20 protein-coding genes are annotated in these 19458 nt (G+C 56.1%); all 20 read left to right on the top strand.

Going from position 1 to position 19458, the window contains the following annotated elements; translation table 11 throughout:
• Positions 1-65 precede the first annotated feature (65 nt).
• The 20 genes from TQ39_RS00855 (at position 66) to TQ39_RS00765 (ending at position 19456) form a co-directional block, all read left to right on the top strand.
• Positions 66-1013 (top strand): ABC transporter permease, encoded by a 948-nt coding sequence (locus TQ39_RS00855; RefSeq protein ID WP_009325755.1) that lies wholly within the window; start codon positions 66-68, stop codon positions 1011-1013.
• Positions 1013-2032 (top strand): ABC transporter permease, encoded by a 1020-nt coding sequence (locus TQ39_RS00850; protein WP_050004218.1) that lies wholly within the window; start codon positions 1013-1015, stop codon positions 2030-2032. The genes TQ39_RS00855 and TQ39_RS00850 overlap by 1 nt, the downstream gene beginning before the upstream one ends.
• A gap of 15 nt (positions 2033-2047) precedes the next feature.
• On the top strand, positions 2048-3085 hold the full coding sequence (locus TQ39_RS00845) for an ABC transporter ATP-binding protein (protein WP_009325753.1): 1038 nt from the start codon (positions 2048-2050) through the stop codon (positions 3083-3085).
• Positions 3082-4014 (top strand): ATP-binding cassette domain-containing protein, encoded by a 933-nt coding sequence (locus tag TQ39_RS00840; protein WP_050004217.1) that lies wholly within the window; start codon positions 3082-3084, stop codon positions 4012-4014. Before TQ39_RS00845 ends, TQ39_RS00840 begins: the two co-directional genes overlap by 4 nt.
• A gap of 206 nt (positions 4015-4220) precedes the next feature.
• Positions 4221-5138: a S66 peptidase family protein gene (locus TQ39_RS00835; protein ID WP_050004216.1), complete on the top strand. Its 918-nt coding sequence runs from the start codon at positions 4221-4223 to the stop codon at positions 5136-5138.
• A gap of 2 nt (positions 5139-5140) precedes the next feature.
• Positions 5141-5935: a serine hydrolase gene (locus tag TQ39_RS00830; RefSeq protein WP_050004215.1), complete on the top strand. Its 795-nt coding sequence runs from the start codon at positions 5141-5143 to the stop codon at positions 5933-5935.
• Positions 5932-6762 carry a C40 family peptidase gene (locus tag TQ39_RS00825; RefSeq protein ID WP_050004214.1) on the top strand — a complete coding sequence of 277 codons (831 nt, stop codon included), beginning with the start codon at positions 5932-5934 and terminating at the stop codon, positions 6760-6762. The genes TQ39_RS00830 and TQ39_RS00825 overlap by 4 nt, the downstream gene beginning before the upstream one ends.
• Positions 6763-6796: 34 nt before the next feature.
• Positions 6797-7921, top strand: coding sequence for an aminotransferase (locus tag TQ39_RS00820; RefSeq protein WP_050004213.1), 1125 nt, complete (start codon positions 6797-6799; stop codon positions 7919-7921).
• 199 nt (positions 7922-8120) lie between these two features.
• Positions 8121-9152, top strand: a complete 1032-nt coding sequence (locus tag TQ39_RS00815) for an ABC transporter substrate-binding protein (protein WP_050004212.1) — start codon at positions 8121-8123, stop codon at positions 9150-9152.
• 135 nt (positions 9153-9287) lie between these two features.
• The gene (locus TQ39_RS00810) at positions 9288-10181 is read left to right on the top strand and encodes an ABC transporter permease (protein WP_009325746.1); all 894 of its coding nucleotides are present in this window, start codon (positions 9288-9290) and stop codon (positions 10179-10181) included.
• Positions 10182-10186: 5 nt separating this feature from the next.
• Positions 10187-10981, top strand: coding sequence for an ABC transporter ATP-binding protein (locus tag TQ39_RS00805; RefSeq protein ID WP_009325745.1), 795 nt, complete (start codon positions 10187-10189; stop codon positions 10979-10981).
• Positions 10982-11008: 27 nt separating this feature from the next.
• A complete protein-coding gene (locus tag TQ39_RS00800; RefSeq protein ID WP_009325744.1) occupies positions 11009-11689 on the top strand; it encodes an HAD-IA family hydrolase in 681 nt (226 codons plus the stop codon).
• A gap of 6 nt (positions 11690-11695) precedes the next feature.
• Positions 11696-12634: an SGNH/GDSL hydrolase family protein gene (locus TQ39_RS00795; RefSeq protein WP_050004211.1), complete on the top strand. Its 939-nt coding sequence runs from the start codon at positions 11696-11698 to the stop codon at positions 12632-12634.
• A 35-nt stretch (positions 12635-12669) separates the two neighbouring features.
• Positions 12670-13632, top strand: coding sequence for an NAD(P)H-dependent glycerol-3-phosphate dehydrogenase (locus TQ39_RS00790; RefSeq protein WP_050004210.1), 963 nt, complete (start codon positions 12670-12672; stop codon positions 13630-13632).
• Between the two features lie 59 nt (positions 13633-13691).
• Positions 13692-14060: a hypothetical protein gene (locus TQ39_RS00785; RefSeq protein ID WP_009325741.1), complete on the top strand. Its 369-nt coding sequence runs from the start codon at positions 13692-13694 to the stop codon at positions 14058-14060.
• Positions 14061-14199: 139 nt separating this feature from the next.
• Positions 14200-14940 (top strand): YjjG family noncanonical pyrimidine nucleotidase, encoded by a 741-nt coding sequence (locus TQ39_RS00780; RefSeq protein ID WP_050004209.1) that lies wholly within the window; start codon positions 14200-14202, stop codon positions 14938-14940.
• Positions 14906-15847, top strand: a complete 942-nt coding sequence (locus TQ39_RS00775; RefSeq protein WP_050004208.1) for an alpha/beta hydrolase — start codon at positions 14906-14908, stop codon at positions 15845-15847. Before TQ39_RS00780 ends, TQ39_RS00775 begins: the two co-directional genes overlap by 35 nt.
• 113 nt (positions 15848-15960) lie before the next feature.
• Positions 15961-17127, top strand: coding sequence for a sodium ion-translocating decarboxylase subunit beta (locus TQ39_RS00770; RefSeq protein ID WP_040910499.1), 1167 nt, complete (start codon positions 15961-15963; stop codon positions 17125-17127).
• A 12-nt stretch (positions 17128-17139) separates the two neighbouring features.
• Positions 17140-17253: an OadG-related small transporter subunit gene (locus tag TQ39_RS21415; RefSeq protein WP_009325737.1), complete on the top strand. Its 114-nt coding sequence runs from the start codon at positions 17140-17142 to the stop codon at positions 17251-17253.
• Positions 17254-17380: 127 nt separating this feature from the next.
• On the top strand, positions 17381-19456 hold the full coding sequence (locus TQ39_RS00765) for a hypothetical protein (protein ID WP_009325736.1): 2076 nt from the start codon (positions 17381-17383) through the stop codon (positions 19454-19456).
• Positions 19457-19458: the final 2 nt, after the last annotated feature.

Below are 19458 nucleotides of genomic sequence, written 5' to 3'. Positions count from 1 at the left end.
AGTCTGTACGGCGGGCATTGTATGTCCGCCATCCAACAAAACAACCAAGTAAGGAGCTCCTGCCCATGATCCGATACTCGGCCAAACGTCTGGCGCGGTCCATGCTCACGCTGTTCATTATTATAACAGTCGTATTCTCGCTGCTGCGCCTGATGCCGGTGGAAGGCTACTTCCAGAACTATGAAAAAATGAACGATGCGCAGATCCAGAACGGGCTGCGTCAGCTCGGCCTGCTGGATCCGCTGCCCGTACAGCTGATGAATTTTTACAAGCAGGTGCTGCACGGCGATCTCGGCGTGTCGAATATTTACCGTATGAATGTACCTATTACGCAGATCGTTGCGGAAAAGGCGCCTGTTTCCATGATGATGGGCGGTATGGCGCTTTGTATCTCGCTGTTGCTGGGCCTGCCCATGGGGGCCGCTATGGCGCGCGGGAAGGGAAAGTGGTTCGATAAGATCGGCACAGGGTTCGTCGTGCTGGTACAGGCGGTGCCAAGCGCCGTGTATTATCTGGTCATCCAGCTGTACGGCACGCAGATACCCGGCTTTCCGCTCCCGATGCTGTTCCGGATGGACAACCCGTTGAGCTGGATCCTGCCAACCTTTTCCCTGGCCATCGGAAATATCGCTTATTATGCCATGTGGCTGCGCCGCTTTATGGTGGACGAATCCAACAAGGATTATGTCATGCTTGCGCGTGCCAAGGGCGTTTCTTCGAAAAAAATCATGAGCGGACACGTGTTCCGTAACGCATTCGTACCTCTCGTACAGTATCTGCCCACGTCTTTTCTTATTACGTTGATGGGCTCTATCTATGTGGAGAGCCTGTATTCTGTGCCGGGAATGGGCGGCCTGCTGGTAGACGTTATCCAGCGGCAGGACAACACTGTGGTGCAGGCGCTTGTACTCATCTATGCCGCGATCAGCATTCTTGGCTTGCTGATTGGCGATATTCTGATGGCCGTGGTGGACCCGCGCATCAGCCTGAACAAAAAGGAGGGCGCGAGGTAATGGGATCGTTCAACAAAAAAAGCGTACAGCTGAGCGACAGCCTGAATCAGGCCACCGCACAGGCGCTGGACGGCCTGAGTGCGGCCGATGAGAAAGAACTGTTTGCATTCGCGGAATACCATCCCGAAGACGCGGAAAAAACCGGGTTTTCAGGCTATTCCTACTGGCGGAGCACACTGCGTGTGTTCACGCGCAATAAAATGGCGATGTTTCTGCTGGGCGTCATCATCGTTCTGCTGCTTTTTACGTTCATTCAGCCGTATCTGCCCGGACAACGTGACCCAATCGTTATTAATAACGATGAAAACGGCATCCAGATTATCAATATGAAGCCGAACAGTGAGTTTTGGTTCGGAACCAATTCCATCGGACAGGATCTGTGGAGCCGCGTTTGGAGCGGTACGCGCACCAGTCTGTTCATCGGCTTTTCCGTAGCCATGTGGGAGGTCGCTTTCGGCATTCTTATCGGCGTGCTGTGGGGTTATGTGCGCAAGCTGGATTTCTTTTTTACCGAGCTGTACAACGTTGTGGACAATATTCCGCAGACGATCGTGCTCATTCTGTTTTCCTACATCATGCGGCCCAGCGTGGGGACGCTGATTTTCGCCATGTGCCTGACGGGCTGGCTGACGATGGCGCGCTTTGTGCGCAACCAGATCGTTATCATCCGTGACAGGGATTATAACCTTGCGTCCCGGTGCCTGGGCACTCCGACGCGGCGCATCATTGTGCGCAACCTGCTGCCGTACCTGGTGTCCGTCATCATGATGCGCGTGGCCATGGCCATCCCGCTGGCCATCGGTAATGAAGTGTTCATCACATACATCGGTCTCGGTCTGCCGGTCTCTACGCCCAGCCTGGGCAACCTGATCAACCAGGGCCGCATGATTATGATGAACCCCTCTTTGCAGTATCAGCTGGTTTTCCCGACCGTCGTGCTGTGCATCATTACCGTCAGTTTTTACATCATCGGCAACGCCTTTGCCGATGCCGCTGACCCCAAAAACCATGTATTTTAAGGAGGACGGCGCAGCATGCAGGATGTGATCTTATCTGTGCAGGATCTTGAAGTGGAATTCACGCTCCGCGGCAAGACATTGCACGCCATTCGGGGTATCAGCCTCGACATCTGTGAAGGCGAGAGCCTTGCCATCGTGGGGGAATCCGGCAGCGGTAAATCCGTGTTCTGCAAAACGTTCATGGGTCTGTTGGATTCCAACGGCCGCGTCACCCGCGGCAGCATCCGTTACGGCGAAAAGGACCTTGCCGCCTTTAAAACGGAAAAAGAGTGGCTCAGCGTGCGCGGAAAGGAAATCGCTATGGTCATGCAGGATCCGATGACCAGTCTGAATCCGCTCAAAACCGTCGGCGCGCAGATCTGCGAAGCGCTGACGCTGCACCAGGGAATGAAGGGGGAGGCCGCCAAGCAAAAAGCTACTGAGATACTGGAGGATGTCGGCATCACTGAGGCGGCGCGCCGTTTCGGCCAGTATCCGCATGAGTTTTCCGGCGGTATGCGCCAGCGGGTGGTCATTGCCATCGCCATTGCATGCAACCCGCGCATCCTTATCTGTGACGAGCCAACGACGGCTCTGGATGTTACCATTCAGGCACAGATATTAAAGCTTCTGAAGGACCTGAAAGCCAAGTATAAGCTGACCACGCTGTACATCACCCATGACCTTGGCGTGGTGGCGAATGTGGCCGACCGAATCGCGGTGATGTACGCGGGCGATATCGTTGAAATCGGGACCTGCGAGGAAGTGTTCTACACGCCCAAGCACCCGTATACCTGGGCGCTGCTGTCCAGCCTGCCGCAGCTCGGTGTGCGGGGCGAGAACCTGTATTCCATTCCTGGTACGCCGCCAAATCTGTTCGCAGATGTAAAGGGAGACGCCTTTGCGCCTAGGAATCCGTATGCGCTGAAAATTGATTTTGTGGAGCGGCCGCCGTATTTTGAGGTGAGCCCGACCCACAAAGCGCGCACCTGGCTGTTGGACCCGCGCGCACCCAAAGTGGAGCCGCCGGAAAATATCCGCAATCTGCGGAGTGTGCAGGAGGGGAATGTATGACAATGGAAAACAAGCCTCTTCTGCAGGTCAAAGACCTCACAGTGACCTTTGGAGAGCGGCACAATAAGTTTACCGCCGTCAAAAACGTCAGCTTCGATATTTTCCAAGGCGAGACGTTCGGCCTTGTGGGCGAATCCGGCAGCGGCAAAACGACCATCGGCCGGACGGTCATCCGCATCAACCCGGCGGCGAGCGGCGAGATTTTGTACGATGGAGAACGCATCAGCGGCAGGATCAGCCGTGAAAAGGACAGGGAAGTCACCCGAAAAATACAAATGATCTTCCAGGACCCGATGGCCTCCCTCAACGAACGAGCCAAGGTGGATTACATCGTCTCCGAGGGGTTGTATAATCTGGGCGGACGCGTGTCGGAGGAAGAACGCCGCAAAAAGGTTGCGCAGGCACTTTCCGACGTGGGACTGCTACCGGAATTTGCCAGCCGTTTTCCGCACGAGTTCTCCGGCGGGCAGCGCCAGCGCATCGGCATCGCCCGCGCGCTTATCATGGAACCGGAATTCATTATTGCGGACGAGCCCATCTCTGCTTTGGACGTATCCATCCGTGCTCAGGTGCTGAACCTGATGGCCGAGCTGCAGCGTCGGCGCGGGCTGACCTATCTGCTCATCAGTCATGATCTCTCGGTGATGCGTTTCATCTGCGACCGCATCGCGGTCATTCATTTGGGACGCATCGTAGAGCTTTCCAGTACGGAAAAGCTATTTGCACATCCGCTGCATCCGTATACGAGAGCGCTGCTTTCCGCTATTCCGCTGCCGGACCCTGCGGCGGAAAAACGCAAGGTCCTGGAGGTGTACGACCCGTCCTGTCATCATTATGAGGCAGACCCTCCGACATGGACGGAGATCGAACCGGGACATTTTGTGCTTGCAAATCAGGAAGAACTTGAAAAATACCGGACAATGATTTAAACTGAATGACATGAAGGACGCAGCGCGGCGTTTTTCGCGCGGAGCGTCCGTGCTGAAAGCGGACAAAGCGTCCGCTTTCGGTGTTTCTGTATGCAGTTTACACAGTTTTTACACATGTTTCCGTTTGCCGCGGCTTTGCCCTCCGGCGGAGGAAAGCATGTGCCGGAGAAGTCGTAACCATTCTGAACAAGCAAAGGAGAGCTGCCATGATTATACCAAAACCGTTGTTTACAGGCGCGCGTGTCGCGCTGATCGCGCCTTCCGGCCCTGTTCCAGAAGGGCGCTTGGAGCCTGCCGTGGCCAGTGTGCAGGCACTTGGGCTGGAGCCTGTCGTTTTTCCGTCCTGTACCATGCGGCACGGTTATCTGGCCGGATATGACCGCGAACGTGCGGCAGATTTTAATAATGCGTTTTCGGACGCGAGCATCCATGGCGTTATCTGCATCCGCGGAGGATACGGTGCGCAGCGCCTGATGGACCGCATCGATTGGACTGCTATTGCAAAAACGCCCAAGGTGTTCTGTGGGTACAGTGATGTCACCATCCTGCATCTGATGCTGAATCAGCGCTGCGGCTTTGTTACTTATCACACGCCTATGCCAGCTACGGAATGGTATGCAGGTTTGGATGAATATACCGAGCGTTCACTGAAAAACGCGATTTTCGGCGTGCAGGAGCCGAATATCCTCAATCCAGACGGTATGCCGCTGTATACAATCGCCAAGGGCGTGAGCCACGGCGTGTTGACGGGCGGCAACCTGTCGCTGCTCGCCGCCTCTTTGGGAACGCCTTATGAAATCGAGACAAAGGATAAAATATTGTTCATTGAGGATATCGGTGAAACGCCGTACCGTATTGACCGCATGCTGCTCATGCTGAAGCAGGCGGGGAAGCTGCGCGCCTGCGCGGGTATTCTGCTGGGTGCGTTCACGGATTGTGCAGCACCTGACCCGGCGGAGAGCCTGACGCTGCGTGAGGTCATCACAGAATTGCTGCTGGATGAAGGCAAGCCGATCCTGGGGGCGCTTCAGTGCGGGCATATCATGCCTACGATGTCCCTGCCGCTGGGGGTAAACGTGAATCTTGACGCAACGAACCGCACGCTGCGGGTATTGGAGTATTGAATATGACCAGGCAAGAGCTTTGCGCCGCGCTGGATGCGCAGCTTGCAGCGGCGCAGGAACAGGTGTGCGTGCTGGCTGTCCCGTTGGCTGGCGGCGTGCCGTTGTATGAACGGGGCGCGGGCAGGAGGGCGGTCTCCGCGTCTACCATCAAGGTGTTCATCCTGCTGGCCGCGCTGGATGAGGTGCGGCGGGGAAGGCTCGCGCTGGACACGCCTGTGTCGGTCACAGCGGAAGACATTCTTCCTGACACAGGCGTCTTTGTGGACGGTCCCGGCATGCATCCGCTGGAGGAGCTGCTTGTGTGGATGATCGTCCTTTCCGACAATACGGCAACGAACGTGCTCATCGGGCTGCTGGGCGCCGAATGTATAAATGCGGCGGCATGCAGCGTTGGGACGAAAAACACTGTACTGGAACGCAAAATGCTGGATTGGGATGCAGTATCAGCCGGGCGCAATAATTATACCAGCGCGGAGGACCTGCTGCGCGTGTTCCGTGCGCTGTATGACGAAACAGTGCTCACGCCAGAGCTTTGCGCGCTGGCGCGCTCGATCCTGCGCCGTCAGCGCGATACGCGGATGCTCACCCGTTACATTTGGCAGGACGTGCCCTGTGCCCACAAGACGGGTGGCCTGGACCGTCTGAGCCATGATGCGGGAGTGTTCGAGCTTCCGGGCCGTCCGTATTTCATCGCCGTACTCATTTGGGACGCACCGGATATTGACGGCGACGAGCCTTTGGCGGGGCGTGTTTCGAAGTTGGTTTTCGATTATTATTCCCAGGAGGATACGCAATGAGTTTTGCTGTTGTGGTTTCTGATATCGCCCCTTTGTATACGAAGCCGGAGCCGTTGTGCGAGCTGGCGGATGAAGCGCTTTATGGTATGGCGGTGGAAGTGCTGGCACGGGAAGGGATGTATTGCCGTGTGCGCACCCATTACCGCTATGAGGGCTGGACGCCCGCGCGCTGCCTTCTGGAGGACGGCGCGCTTGCCGCACAATGGCAGTCGGTGCCAAAGCTGGTAGTGCAAAAACCTTATATCGATGTGCTGAACGAGCCGAAGGTACAGGGGGGCTGCCTGCAGAGCATGCCGAGGGGAGCTTTTCTCTGCCCGGAGGGCGGCCCGGATGAAAACCAGTGGCAGCCCGTTCGTCTTGCGGACGGACGTCTCGGCTACACCAAAGCAACTTATCTGGCTCAGCCGGCTCCCGCGTGGGAAAGCGTTGGGGAAGATGAACTGCGGCAGCGCTTATGCGGCGCCGCACTGTCTTATCTGGGCGCACAATACCGCTGGGGCGGTAAAACGCCGTTGGGCATCGATTGCAGCGGCCTTGTCTCCATGGCCTATCTGCTCAACGGTGTGATTATTTACAGGGATGCTGCCATCAAGCCGAGGTTTGCGCTGCATGAAATTTCATTTGAAGCAGCAAAGCCGGGCGATCTGCTGTTTTTCCCCGGCCACGTGGCGATGTATCTGGGAGAGGGACGGTTTGTTCACTCCACCGGACATACAGGTACAGAAGGCGTCATCCTCAGCAGTCTTGCGGAAGAGGCGCCGGATTACCGGGTGGATCTGAAAGAATCCATGACTGCTGTGGCCAGTATTTTCGGCGCGCCGCAGTGAAGATATTATCAATCAGACAGGGGATCGGAAAGCAATGAAAATCAAGGACTTTGGCGTTGAGATGTGGATGAACGCCTATGAAAACGACTGTACTTATAATTTGGCGGAGACCTGTGTGGAATCCCTGACCGTGGAGCAGCTTTTGGAGCTTGGCGGCTGCCGTGAGCAGGCTGTGGCCGATATCCTCGGCATGAAGCTGACCTACGGTGCGATTGAAGGCAGCCCGCGCCTGCGGATGCTCATTGCCGGACTGTATGAAAAACAGACACCGGAGAATGTTATTACGGCGCACGGGGCTATCGGTGCGAATCATCTTGTGATTGAAGCACTGGCCGGGCCGGGGGACGAGGTGGTCTCCGTGCTGCCCACTTACCAGCAGCATTATTCTATTCCGGAGGCGCTGGGCGCTGAAGTTCACATCCTGCCCCTGCGCAGCGGAAATGCATTTTTGCCCGACCTAGACGAACTGCGCGGCATGGTGAATAAAAATACAAAACTCATCTGTATCAACAACCCCAACAACCCGACAGGCGCCCTGATGGAACGGGAATTTCTGCAGGAGGTTGCCGGGATCGCCCGTTCTGTTGATGCATGGCTGCTGTGCGATGAGGTATACCGCGGCCTGAACCACGAAGGCGAGCCGTTCACGGCCTCTGTGGCAGACCTTTATGAAAAAGGAATTTCCACGGGCAGTATGTCAAAGACCTTTTCATTGGCCGGGCTTCGTCTGGGCTGGATCGCCGGGCCAAAAGCGCTGTTGGAGCAAGTATCCCGCCATCGGGATTACAGTACCATCAGCTGCGGTATGATCGATGAATATCTGGCCGGGATAGCTCTGGAGCACAAGGAGGCGGTCATCGCGCGCAACCGCGCCATCGTCACCGGAAATCTTGCCGTTTTGGAGCGGTGGCTGAAAGGACAGCCTAAGCTGAGCTTTGTAAAGCCGCGTGCGGGCACGACTGCCTTTTTGAAGATGGAGTTCGACATGCCCAGCGCAGATTTCTGCCGGGGGCTGCTGGCGGAAAAAGGCGTGCTGCTCGTACCGGGCAGTGTAATGGACCGGGAGGGATATCTTCGTATCGGCTACGCCAATACGCCGGAAGTGATTGCAGCCGGACTTGACAAAATGGGAGAATATCTTGCGGAGCTGCCGTTGTAAGCTCTGCGCGGCTGGCATTGCAGGCTGTTTCTTCCGCTTTGTTGTATCGATATACAAAAATATACAATATTCAGGAGTGAATTTAGTAGCATTCTGCTATTGTTTTCACGCCTTTTTTTGTGATATACTTTAGCACAATAAAGCATCAGAGAAAAATACGGTACACATCGTATTTTCCGGTGCCTATGGAGGGAAAGAAATGAAAAAGTTATTTGCACTTTGCCTTGCCGCTGTGGTGGCGCTGGGCCTTGCGGCGTGCGGCGGCTCCACATCGTCTTCGGCGGCCGCCTCAGAACCGGGAACATCCGACGCAGCATCCTCTGCGGCAGCTTCTGTTGCTGCCGCCGGCAAGGACCCGGCCAACTGCAAGATCGGCGTCATTCAGCTGACGGAGCATGTGGCTCTTGACGCCGCCCGCGACGGTTTTATCGACGCGCTGGTGGAAGCGGGCTTCAACCGGGAAAATATCGACGTGCAGAATGCGCAAGGCGAGATTCCCAATTGCGCGACCATTGCCACTAAGTTTGTCAATGATAAAGTAGATCTGATCCTGGCTGTAGCTACGCCTGCCGCGCAGGCCGCCGCACAGGCAACCACAGAGATCCCCATTCTGGCCACGGCAGTGACGGATTTTGTGAGCGCCGGCTTGGTGAACAGCGACGAGGTCCCGGGCGGAAACGTATCCGGCACATCTGATATGAACCCCATCGAGGAACAGGCCGACCTTTTGGTAAAGCTGGTGCCCGAGGCGAAAACGGTTGGTATTCTGTACTGCTCGGCAGAGGATAACTCCATTCTGCAGGCGGGCCTGGCAAAAGCCGCCTTTGAGGCGCGCGGCCTGACGGTGAACGAGTATACCGCCGCCGACGTCAATGAGATTCAGCCCGTCACCACAAAGGCTGTCGGCGAGGTAGACGCACTGTACATTCCCACAGACAATCTGTTTGCCGAAAACATGCCCACTGCAGCGCTGGTTGCGGAGAATGCCAAAATTCCCGTGATCTGCGGCGAGAGCGGTATGGTGGATTCCGGCGGCACGGCCACTTATGGCATCAACTACTATAATCTTGGTAAACTGGCTGCTGCTCAGGCGGTAGAAATTTTGGTGGACGGCAAAGACGTGGGCACGGTTCCCGTAGGCTTCGCCTCTGTGGAGGATCTGGAGTTTGCTGTCAACGAGGCGAATTGTGAAGCCATCGGCCTGACGCTTCCGGAAGATCTGAAAGGTTGAGTTTTATCCGGTGCGTTTGTGAAAAAAACAATAAAAACAGGCGGCAGGGCTTTGCCCGCCGCCTGTTTTGTGTTATAATTATTTTATCTGTACGCATTTGGGCGTAACGCTTAACAGTAAAGGACGGATATCATTATGGGCGGCATCATTGCGGCAATTCCCGGCGCGACGGCGCAGGGGCTCGTCTGGGGCGTCATGGCTCTGGGCGTGTATGTGACCTATAAGCTGCTGGACATCGCGGATTTGACGGTGGACAGCAGCCTTTGCACCGGCGGCGCGACAAGCGCCGTGCTGATTTTGATGGGAATGCACCCGCTGCTTTCTCTGGTTTTCGCGGTATTTGCCGGCATGCTTGCAGGGCTTGTAACCGGCTTTTTGCACACGCGTCTGCGCATCCCGGCCATTCTTGCGGGAATACTCACACAGCTGGGGCTTTACTCCATCAATCTGCGCATCATGGGCAAATCCAGCGTGGCGCTTCTGCGCCAGCCGGTGGTCATCAGCCTGGGAAACATCCCCATGGCATTGCTCATCGGCGTGCTGGTAGCGGCGGCTGTTGTCGCTGTGATGTACTGGTTTTTCGGCACGGAACTTGGCTGCGCCATCCGCGCAACGGGCAACAACCGCAAAATGGTACGCGCCCAGGGTGTGAATACCGACACGATGAAGATCATCGGACTGGTCCTCTCCAATGGTCTTGTGGGCCTTGCCGGCGGCTTGCTGGCGCAGTACCAGGGAAGCGCAAACATCAATATGGGCCGCGGCGCCATTGTCATCGGTCTGGCCAGTGTCATCATCGGCGAGGTCATCTTCGGCGCGCGCTTCAATTTTGCCTATCAGCTCGGTTCCATCGTGGCCGGGTCTGTGATTTATCAAATCGTTATTGCCTTTGTGCTGCAGCTGGGCCTTTCCACCGAGGACCTTAAGCTGTTCAGCGCGGTCACTGTTGCGCTGGCGCTCAGTGTGCCCGCATTGCAGAAAAAATTCCTGAAATCCAAATTTACGCCTGTGCCGGCGGGGAAGGAGTGAGCGGTATGCTGGAACTGAAAAACATCCATAAGGTGTTCAATCCAGGCACCATCAATGAAAAACGGGCGATTCAGAATCTCAGCTTCACACTGAACGACGGTGATTTTGTCACAGTCATCGGCGGAAACGGCGCAGGCAAATCCACGATGCTCAACCTTATTGCGGGCGTTTATACCGCAGATGCGGGCAGCATCGTGCTGGACGGCGCGGACATTACCAAACTGCCGGAGTACAAACGCGCCAAACTTTTGGGCCGTGTGTTTCAGGACCCGATGATGGGAACAGCCGGGAACATGGGCATTGAAGAAAACCTTGCCATGGCCTACCGCCGCGGCAGGACCCGCACGCTGCGTTGGGGCATCAGTAATGAGGAGCGCGAATTTTACAAAGAAAAGCTGCAGATGCTTGACCTCGGCCTGGAGGGGCGACTCACCAGCAAGGTTCGCCTTCTTTCGGGGGGACAGCGTCAGGCGCTGACGCTGCTGATGGCAACGCTGCAGAACCCCAGGTTGCTGCTGCTGGACGAGCACACCGCCGCGCTGGATCCAAAAACCGCGCACAAGGTGCTTACGCTCACGGAAAAGATCATTTCAGAGAATAGGCTGTCCACGCTGATGGTCACACACAACATGAAGGACGCCATCCGTTACGGCAACCGCTTGGTGATGATGCACGAGGGCAACATCATTTACGACGTGTCCGGTGAAGAGAAAGCGAACCTTCAGGTGAGCGACCTTCTGGCCAAATTCGAGGCCGTGAGCAACGGTGAATTCGCCAACGACCGCATGCTGCTGGCGTGATAATTTTTTCAAGGAAGGGGCGTCTGTTTGCAGACTTTTGACGCGGTGCTGTTCGATTTGGACGGCACACTCATTGATTCTGCGCCCGGTATCTTCGATTCCTTCGAGTTCACACTGGCGCAATATGAGATGACTGTTCCACAGGAACGGCTCAGGCGTTTCCTCGGGCCGCCGCTTCGCGAAAGCTTCGCAAAGCTGTTGCCGCCCGACGAGGTAGAACGCGCGGTGGAAATCTACCGCGCGCATTATGCCGAAGCCAGCGGTGCGCTGACAAAGCTATATCCCGGCACAAAAGAACTTCTGAGTGCGCTCCGGGAGGCAGGATATATCGTATGCCTTGCCACGTCCAAGGTGCGCTATGCGGCGCTGAAGCTGTTGGATAAACTGGAGCTTACGCCGTATTTTGATTACATTGGCGGTTCTTCTCCGGATGCTTCACTGGATACTAAAACAGCCGTGATCCGCCATGTGCTTGCCCAGCCGTGTGTACAGGACAAGCGGGCTGTGATGGTGGGCGACAGGGACAACGATATGCATGGGGCGGCGGATTGCGGGCTGCCGGCGGTGGGCGTGCTGTACGGCTACGGTTCCCGCGGGGAGCTGGAACCTTTTGCTCCGCTGTATCTTGCGCCGTCCGCCGGCGCGCTGCGTGCATGGCTGCTGCAGCGCAAAGATCAAGGGGAAGCTGCGCTTCCGGAAAAGGAATGACCGTATTTGAACGATACTTCTGCACATTTCAGAATGCGTGACTGGAAATATGTGCCGAAACGGCAGCGGCGCGCATGCGTGACGCTGATCGTCTGCATTTTGTTTTTTCTTGCTTCGGCGTCGGCCACGGTTCTGCTGCTGATCCTTGATGCACGTTCTGCCAATCCTGTTTTGCCGCAGGTGATGGCCGAACTTACCGGAAAGGCCGAGCCGGAGGTGCAACAGCCGGAGTTCCCCGGCGGCGCGCTGCCAGAGAGCGCAGATGCGGGCCAGGCCTATCTGGATGAAACGATTTTCGTAGGGGATTCCAATACTGTGCGGATGTTTGCCTACGGGCTTGTCCCGCTGGAAAACTATATGGCGTTGGAGGGGATGGGCATCGAGAGCATCTCGCAGGCGCCCTGTGTCTATTTCAGTGGGGAGACAAAAGTCTATACCATTCCGCAGGCCATCGCAAAAGTGAAGCCGCGCCGGGTCGTGATGACCTTCGGCACAAACAACGCCAGCGGCCAGTTTACCCGGGAGTCGTTTATCGATGCTTACCGCGACGCGATTGCGGCGATTCAGGATGCTTACCCGTATTGCGACGTCATCATCAACGCAATTCCGCCCATAGGCAAGGTGCGCTCTTATCCTGACATCACAATGGAAACGCTGGATGATTTCAATAAGGCGCTGGAAGAACTGGCGCAGGAGCTGGGACTCCCGTTCCTGAACTCGTCTGAAGCGCTCAAGGGCGGAGACGGCTACGCAAAGCCGGATTATGTGATCGGCGATGGGCTGCATCTGAGCCAGGCAGCGTTGGAAGAGCTGCTGTTCTATACGCGGACCCATGCGTATGAGGCAGAGGACAGGCGGCCTGTAGCTGTAAAAGCACCGGAACGCAAGGCTCCGCCTGCCTGGCAGGGCGTTGTGGCAGCATCCGGCGGCGCGCAGGCGAGCTGACCGGCTGTTTTCAAAAATAAACCGAGGAGTTTTTTATGAATATTTCCGTACTCGGCTGCGGCCGGTGGGGTTCTTTTTTAGCGTGGTACCACAGCGCAAAAAATGACGTGACGCTTTGGGGGCGCGAGGGCTCCCGCAGCCTTGCGGCGCTGCGGGAAACAGGCGGCAACCGCTACCTGAAGCTCCCGGAGTGTGTTTGCCTGACCAGTGATCTGGGCGCTGCTTTGGAATCGGCGCAGCTTGTCGTCATTTCCATCAGTGCGCAGGAGTTGCGCGCGCTGGCGCGATGCATTCAGGCTTATCCTGTGGCGGGCAAAACGTTTATCCTTTGTATGAAAGGCCTCGAATGCGGTACCGGAGACCGGCTGACACAGGTGTTCCGTAGCGAGGTGACGCAGCCCGTCTCGGTTGCCGTATGGGTGGGCCCCGGGCACGTAGAGGATTTTACAGCCGGCGTTCCAAATTGTATGGTTGTGGATTCCGACGACCGGACGGTGGTGGATTTCATTGTGGAAACGATGAGCACCGACCTCATCCGCCTATACAAAGGCGGAGACCTTGTGGGAACAGAGGTTGGAGCCGCGGCGAAAAATGTGATCGGCATTGCGGCGGGCATGCTGGACGGCAAAGGCCTTTCCAGCTTGAAAGGCTCGCTGATGGCGCGGGGCGCGCGGGAGATTGCGCGGCTCATCCGCGCCATGGGCGGAAACGAGCTTTCCGCATACGGGCTGTGCCACCTGGGCGACTATGAGGCCACGCTCTTTTCAAGCCACAGCCACAACCGGCAGTTCGGAGAGAGCTATATCAAAGGTGAGCCGTACGGAAGCCTTGCCGAAGGCGTGCCCACTGTGCGCGCCCTGGTGGAACTGGGGGCGCGCTATGGAGTGGAACTTCCTATTTGTAACACGATTTACGCCATTCTTTATGAAGAAGCAGACGCGGATGCCGCGTTGCGCACCTTGTTTACCCGCAGTGTAAAAGGAGAATTCGATTCCTGAATCCATGCGGCACATCCCGAAGCCTCCCGGCATAAGATGGGCACAAGGAGGTATGCCGTATGATCGAACACAATGCGTTTTGCAACAGTGAGCCGCAGGAGGATGCCCTTTGCGGCTGCGTGGACAACTATGACCTGACGGACTGGAACGATATCGAACCGCCGGACTGGGAGGGCGGCGATGCGCCGCACCAACGCTCCTGCCTGTGCAACGGAGAAAATGGGGACGCCTATGACAATCGGGACCCCGACGGCTGCCGGAATTGCTGCGAAGGGGAGTCCTGCGACGGATGCAGGGATCCTGAAATGGAACTCTTTATCCCAAAGGCATCTTCTCAGCAACAGCCGGAATCCGGGACGCAGCGGCCGATCGTTTATAATTATATGGAGAACGAGGGCAGCTACGAGGAGCAGATCATTCAAATTTGAAGCAGACTGCGGCGGGCATGCCTGCCGCTTTTTGCTGCCTTAACAGAATTTTATCGCCGGCCCTGTTGACGAACGCAGACAAATCATGGATAATAGTAACGATAGATTCTATTTTCGCGCAGAAGGGGCGTGGCGTTTTTTGGCCTTTTATTATTGCCTGCTGTTTGATGTGGACGGCACTCTGCTGGATTTCAATGCGGCGGAGGACGGCGCATTGCGGGATACGCTGGCGCATTTTTCCCTGCCAAACACCGAGGATGCCGTCTCCCAGTACCATGACATCAACAATGCGCTGTGGGCGGCGCTGGAGCAGGGGAAGGTACGGCAGGACAAGCTTGTTATCCAGCGCTTTGAAAAGCTGCTCGCTGCGTTTGGCGTGCAGGGCAATCCCGTGGAGATCAACGATTATTACTTAACACAGTTATCTCAGCGCGCAGATACGTTCCCGGGCGCTGAGGAAGCGCTGGAGGAACTGGCGGAAGTGGCCACGCTGGCTGTTGTTTCCAACGGCGTTGAAAAAGTGCAGGCGGGCCGTTTGGAAAAGTCGGGCTTGGGCCGCTTTTTTGACGGCGTGTTCGTATCCGGCCGGGTAGGCGCGACAAAGCCCGCCCGCAAAATATTCGATACGGCCCTCAATACACTGGGCATTGAAAACCGGAAAAAGGTACTTATGATCGGCGATTCTCTGAAAGCGGATATCGCCGGGGGCACGGGAGCGGGTATCGACACCTGCTGGTGCAACTTCCGCGGCGCGGTTTTGCCCGAGGGCGCTCCGCAGCCGACCTACACGATCCAGGGATATGAGGAATTGCTTCGCATCGTCATGGAAGAGGAGGAGCTTGCAAATGCCGGAAGTAAAGAAAAACGCCATCAGCTTTAAGTCCTCCAATGGAACGGACATCGTCGCGGGGTATTATTACACCTGTCCCGGGATGGAACCGCGCTGTATCCTGCAAATTTCCCACGGCATGTGCGAATACATCGGCCGTTATGACGATTTTGCCGGGTATATGGCGCAGAAAGGCTATGTGGTTTGCGGCAACGACCATTTGGGACACGGCGCCACAAGCAGCGGCCCGAACGGAACAGATGGCTATTTTGCCGAAAAGGACGGACGCAAATTTGTGCTGCAGGATCTGCACGAAATGAACCGCCTTGCCCGCGAGGCGTATCCGGGGCTGCCTGTTATCCTGCTCGGACACAGCATGGGCAGCTTTTTTGCGCGGATGTATGCCGTCCTGTATCCGGAAACGCTGCATGCACTGGTGCTCAGCGGCACGGGCGGTCCTAACCCGTTGGCGGGCGTAGGACTTGCTCTTACTGAGGCGATCGGCAGGGTGAAAGGGCGAAAGCACCGTTCGAAGTTTCTTAACAACATGGCGTTCGGCCAATATTTGAAGCGGGTGGATTCTCCCGATACGCCCTATGACTGGATCTCACGCGACAAAGAGGTCGTTGCACGGTATGCACAGGATGCAAAGTGTACGTTTATTTTTACTGCCAGCGCGTTTCACGAGCTAATGGCGATTTTGCGTGCGGTGAACCGTCCCCAATGGGCGCAGAAGGTGGACAAGCGTCTGCCCGTCGCGCTGTTTGCCGGCGACGCAGATCCGGTGGGAGATTACGGCAGAGGCGTTGAATCCGTTTACCGCGCGCTGAAAGATGCCGGTGTGAAAGACGTTTTCCTCAAACTGTACCCCGGCGCACGGCACGAGATATTGAATGAAACAAACCGGGCTGAGGTATACGCGGATATCCTCGCGTGGTGCGATGCCCATCAGGCGTGAAAGCTCGGGCAAAATGTTTTTGGATAAAGCGGCGGTGTACTCATGCCGTTGTTTTATATAGGCGATATCCCAAATCTTTGGAATGGAGAGAGAAATCGTAAATGGAAGTATTCATGAATTTTATCAATGCGATGTTTGGAAGCATCCTGTCGCTTGATCCCGTTTCGGCCGTTAAAATGGTCGTGATGTGGGCCATCGGCGGCACTCTGATCTATCTGGCTATCAAGAAGGACATGGAGCCCAGCCTGCTGCTGCCCATGGGCTTCGGCGCCATCCTTGTCAACCTGCCGCTTTCCGGCGCCATCGACCAGATGCATGAGTTGGGCATCGAGGTGGGCGCCCTGAGCGAGCTGTTCCGCGCGGGCATCTCCAACGAGCTGTTCCCGTTGCTGCTGTTCATCGGCATCGGCGCGATGATCGACTTCGGCCCGCTGCTGGCCAATCCCAAGCTGCTGTTGTTTGGCGCGGCCGCGCAGTTCGGCATTTTTATGACGCTGACGCTGGCCTGCCTGGTGAACCTGATTTTTCCGGGCATGTTCAGCATTCAGGATGCCGCCAGCGTTGCCATCATCGGCGCTGCGGACGGCCCCACGTCTATTTTTGTCGGCAACTTCTACGGCACCAAGTATCTGGGCGCCATCATTGTTGCGGCGTACAGTTACATGGCGCTGGTGCCCATCATCCAGCCGCCGGTCATCCGCATGGTGACAACAAAAAAAGAGCGTCTGATCCGCATGCCTTACGAGGCGAAGGAGATCAGCAAGACGGTGCGTATCCTGTTCCCGATCGTGGTCACCGTGATTGCGGGCCTGATTGCGCCGCGCAGCGTTTCTCTGGTCGGCTTCCTGATGTTCGGCAACCTGCTGCGTGAATGCGGTGTTCTGAACAGCCTTTCTGAAACAGCTCAGAATGTGCTGGCAAACCTCATTACTATCGTGCTCGGCATCACCGTTGCCACCCAGATGCAGGCGGATATGTTCCTGTCCTGGGGCACGCTGATGATCATGCTGCTTGGTCTGTTTGCATTTATTTTCGACACGGTCGGCGGCGTGATGTTTGCCAAATTCCTCAATCTGTTCACGAAGAAAAAAATCAATCCGATGATCGGCGCATGCGGCATTTCCGCGTTTCCGATGAGCAGCCGTGTGGTCCATAAGATGGGCCTGAAGGAAGACCCGCAGAACTTCCTGCTCATGCACGCGGCGGGCGTCAATGTCGGCGGGCAGATCGCCAGCGTTATCGCGGGCGGCCTGATCCTCAACCTGATCGCCAGAGTATAAGGAGGTACTGGTATGGATATGGTATTGCAGTCTCTCAGTGTCATGCTCATGGGCATGTGCGGTATTTTCATTGTTATGGGTATCATCAGCGTGGCCGTTTCACTGCTGAACCGGTTCTTCAAATAAAAGAAACTGGCAAAGAGAATCGATGCCTGCACAGGATGTCTGCGCAGGCTTGAGATACAATGAAGAAACCGCTGCCGAGGCGCATTCCCGGCGGCGGTTTCTTCCTGTTGCAGGGAGGAGGGCCGACGTGCCGAGAAAATTGTTCTTCCGATTGAAAGACGGTTTCCCACGGGTAAAGTTGTGTTTTTGCGTGCTCTGCGTTTTGACTTATCTGGCGCTCATCCGCGTGTCTGGAGCAAAGCTGTGGGGGATGTTTGTTTTCTTCCTCTGTGCCGCGGTGTATTTATACCTCCCCGGCCGTTTCTGGGCCCGCGTCACAGGAATGGAGAAGGTTCTGCCGGAATTCGCTGTGCCGCTGGGCGTCCTTCTTGGCACAGGCTTTCTGGCCGTCCTGTATTGTGTCAGCATGCGTTTGGGCGTTCTGTGGCTGCTGCGCGCGCTGCCGCCGGTGCTGGGGCTGCTCTGGCTGGTGCTCCTGCGGGGCGCGCCGCAAAGTCCGTGGAAAGCGGCACGCGCTGTATATGCGGACGGCGGATTCCTTTCACGGGTCACTCTTTGGTGTGTCCTGTCCGTTTTGTTTGCGCTGATGGTCAGCGTAAAAAATGCGCACCCTGCCGCTGCGGGAGAGATCGTGCTGACGCAGGATGTGATGTGGAATATCGGGAATGCCAATTCCTTTGCGCTGGGATTCCCTCCGCAGGACATCCGCTTTTCCATGGTGCGTTTTTCCTATCATTATCTCACGGAGCTTGTGTTCGGTGCGCTTTCTATTGTGAGCGGAATCGCCTGCTATGATATTTACGTGTTTTATGCGGGACCGCTGGTTTTGGCTGCTCTGCTGTGCTGTCTGTATGCACTGGGCATCTGCTTTTACCGCGGCCATCGGAACAAGGCGTTATTGTTCACCTTCGCCATGTTTTTGTTCAACTGCGCCAGCCTGTGGACAGCTCTGACAAACGGAACAGGCAGTTTCGGCAATACAAATATGATGCACCTCATTACGAACGTGAATGCGCAGGGAACAGCGGCTGTTTTTGTTTCGGTTTTTGTGATCCTGTTTACAGAAATGGCCCGCAGATGCTTTGATGTGAGTTGGATGTATCTGACGGTTTTTCTGGGCAGTTTTGCACTTGTGTGTTTTGCCAAAGGGCCGGCAGCAGCCATTGTCGTTTGCAGCTTTGCGGTCACAATGCTGTTTGTACTGTTCCGCAAACCGCGCTGGAGCCGGGCATTGACCGCGTTGGCTGGAGTTCTGGCGGTTTTCCTGGTGGTCTACCTTGTGATTTTTTCTTCCGGGACAAACACCAGTGTTCATTTCGGATTCAAGACGTTGGAAGCTTCCGCACCGCGCCAGTGGCTGCGTGCATGGATGGGAGACAGCGCAGCGGCCGGTGCGGTATGCATGGTGCTGGGAGCGGTTTTGCATGCATTTTGTATGCAGCCTTTTCAATTTCCACTGTATTTAAAAGGGCTTTGTAGGGACATCCACGGATTGCTGCGGCTTCCGGCGGAACGCTTGCTGGCAAACGGCATTGTGGCGGGCGGCTTTCTTGCCTATTTTCTGTTTTGGCATCCCTCATACAGCCAGCTTTATTTTGTTCTGATTGCAATTATGTTTATGAATCTGCTCGCGGTTGACCAGGTCACGACGGTGCGTACACGCGCGGGAAAAGCCTTCTGCACGCTGTGCGGTGCCGTCGGTCTCGCCACCAGCGCCGTGCTGGTGATTAACTTTACAGGCAGCGGGATGCGCCAGCTGGCGCGTAACCTTGATATTATCCCCAAGTACCCGTATGTCAGCACCGCCAGCGCAGGCGATGAGGCGGCGATGAAATGGCTGCAGAGCAATACGCCGCAGGATGCAGTGTTCGCTACCAACCGTATTCACAGCATGGCCAACGCCTCGGACGGTATCTCCAGCTTGTATACCGCGATGAGCGGCCGGCAGGCATATATGGAAGGCTATACCTATGCAGTGACGAACATGGGGGTTTCCGAGGCCGTTGTTGCGCAAAAGCAGGCTGTGAATACTGCACTGTTCGATGCATCGACGGCGCCGGAGGAAGTCCTGCGACTTTGTGCGGAAAACGGCATCGACTACCTTGTTTGTTCCAAACAGTATCCGGGCGACACAAGCCAGCTATCCGGGCTTGTGGTCGTGTATGAAAACGCCGACGTAACGATATACGCGGCAGATCAATGAGA

This window comes from Ruthenibacterium lactatiformans (assembly GCF_000949455.1).
GTDB classification, from domain to species: Bacteria; Bacillota; Clostridia; order Oscillospirales; family Ruminococcaceae; genus Ruthenibacterium; species Ruthenibacterium lactatiformans.
This window is presented reverse-complemented; position numbering and strand designations above follow the sequence as displayed.

What these genes read in the sequence shown, in the direction of transcription:
- TQ39_RS00855 (WP_009325755.1), top strand. Translation starts at nt 66, where the DNA reads ATGATCCGATACTCGGCCAAACGTCTGGCGCGGTCCATGCTCACGCTG.
- TQ39_RS00850 (WP_050004218.1), top strand. Translation starts at nt 1,013, where the DNA reads ATGGGATCGTTCAACAAAAAAAGCGTACAGCTGAGCGACAGCCTGAAT.
- TQ39_RS00845 (WP_009325753.1), top strand. Translation starts at nt 2,048, where the DNA reads ATGCAGGATGTGATCTTATCTGTGCAGGATCTTGAAGTGGAATTCACG.
- TQ39_RS00840 (WP_050004217.1), top strand. Translation starts at nt 3,082, where the DNA reads ATGACAATGGAAAACAAGCCTCTTCTGCAGGTCAAAGACCTCACAGTG.
- TQ39_RS00835 (WP_050004216.1), top strand. Translation starts at nt 4,221, where the DNA reads ATGATTATACCAAAACCGTTGTTTACAGGCGCGCGTGTCGCGCTGATC.
- TQ39_RS00830 (WP_050004215.1), top strand. Translation starts at nt 5,141, where the DNA reads ATGACCAGGCAAGAGCTTTGCGCCGCGCTGGATGCGCAGCTTGCAGCG.
- TQ39_RS00825 (WP_050004214.1), top strand. Translation starts at nt 5,932, where the DNA reads ATGAGTTTTGCTGTTGTGGTTTCTGATATCGCCCCTTTGTATACGAAG.
- TQ39_RS00820 (WP_050004213.1), top strand. Translation starts at nt 6,797, where the DNA reads ATGAAAATCAAGGACTTTGGCGTTGAGATGTGGATGAACGCCTATGAA.
- TQ39_RS00815 (WP_050004212.1), top strand. Translation starts at nt 8,121, where the DNA reads ATGAAAAAGTTATTTGCACTTTGCCTTGCCGCTGTGGTGGCGCTGGGC.
- TQ39_RS00810 (WP_009325746.1), top strand. Translation starts at nt 9,288, where the DNA reads ATGGGCGGCATCATTGCGGCAATTCCCGGCGCGACGGCGCAGGGGCTC.
- TQ39_RS00805 (WP_009325745.1), top strand. Translation starts at nt 10,187, where the DNA reads ATGCTGGAACTGAAAAACATCCATAAGGTGTTCAATCCAGGCACCATC.
- TQ39_RS00790 (WP_050004210.1), top strand. Translation starts at nt 12,670, where the DNA reads ATGAATATTTCCGTACTCGGCTGCGGCCGGTGGGGTTCTTTTTTAGCG.
- TQ39_RS00785 (WP_009325741.1), top strand. Translation starts at nt 13,692, where the DNA reads ATGATCGAACACAATGCGTTTTGCAACAGTGAGCCGCAGGAGGATGCC.
- TQ39_RS00775 (WP_050004208.1), top strand. Translation starts at nt 14,906, where the DNA reads ATGCCGGAAGTAAAGAAAAACGCCATCAGCTTTAAGTCCTCCAATGGA.
- TQ39_RS00770 (WP_040910499.1), top strand. Translation starts at nt 15,961, where the DNA reads ATGAATTTTATCAATGCGATGTTTGGAAGCATCCTGTCGCTTGATCCC.
- TQ39_RS21415 (WP_009325737.1), top strand. Translation starts at nt 17,140, where the DNA reads ATGGATATGGTATTGCAGTCTCTCAGTGTCATGCTCATGGGCATGTGC.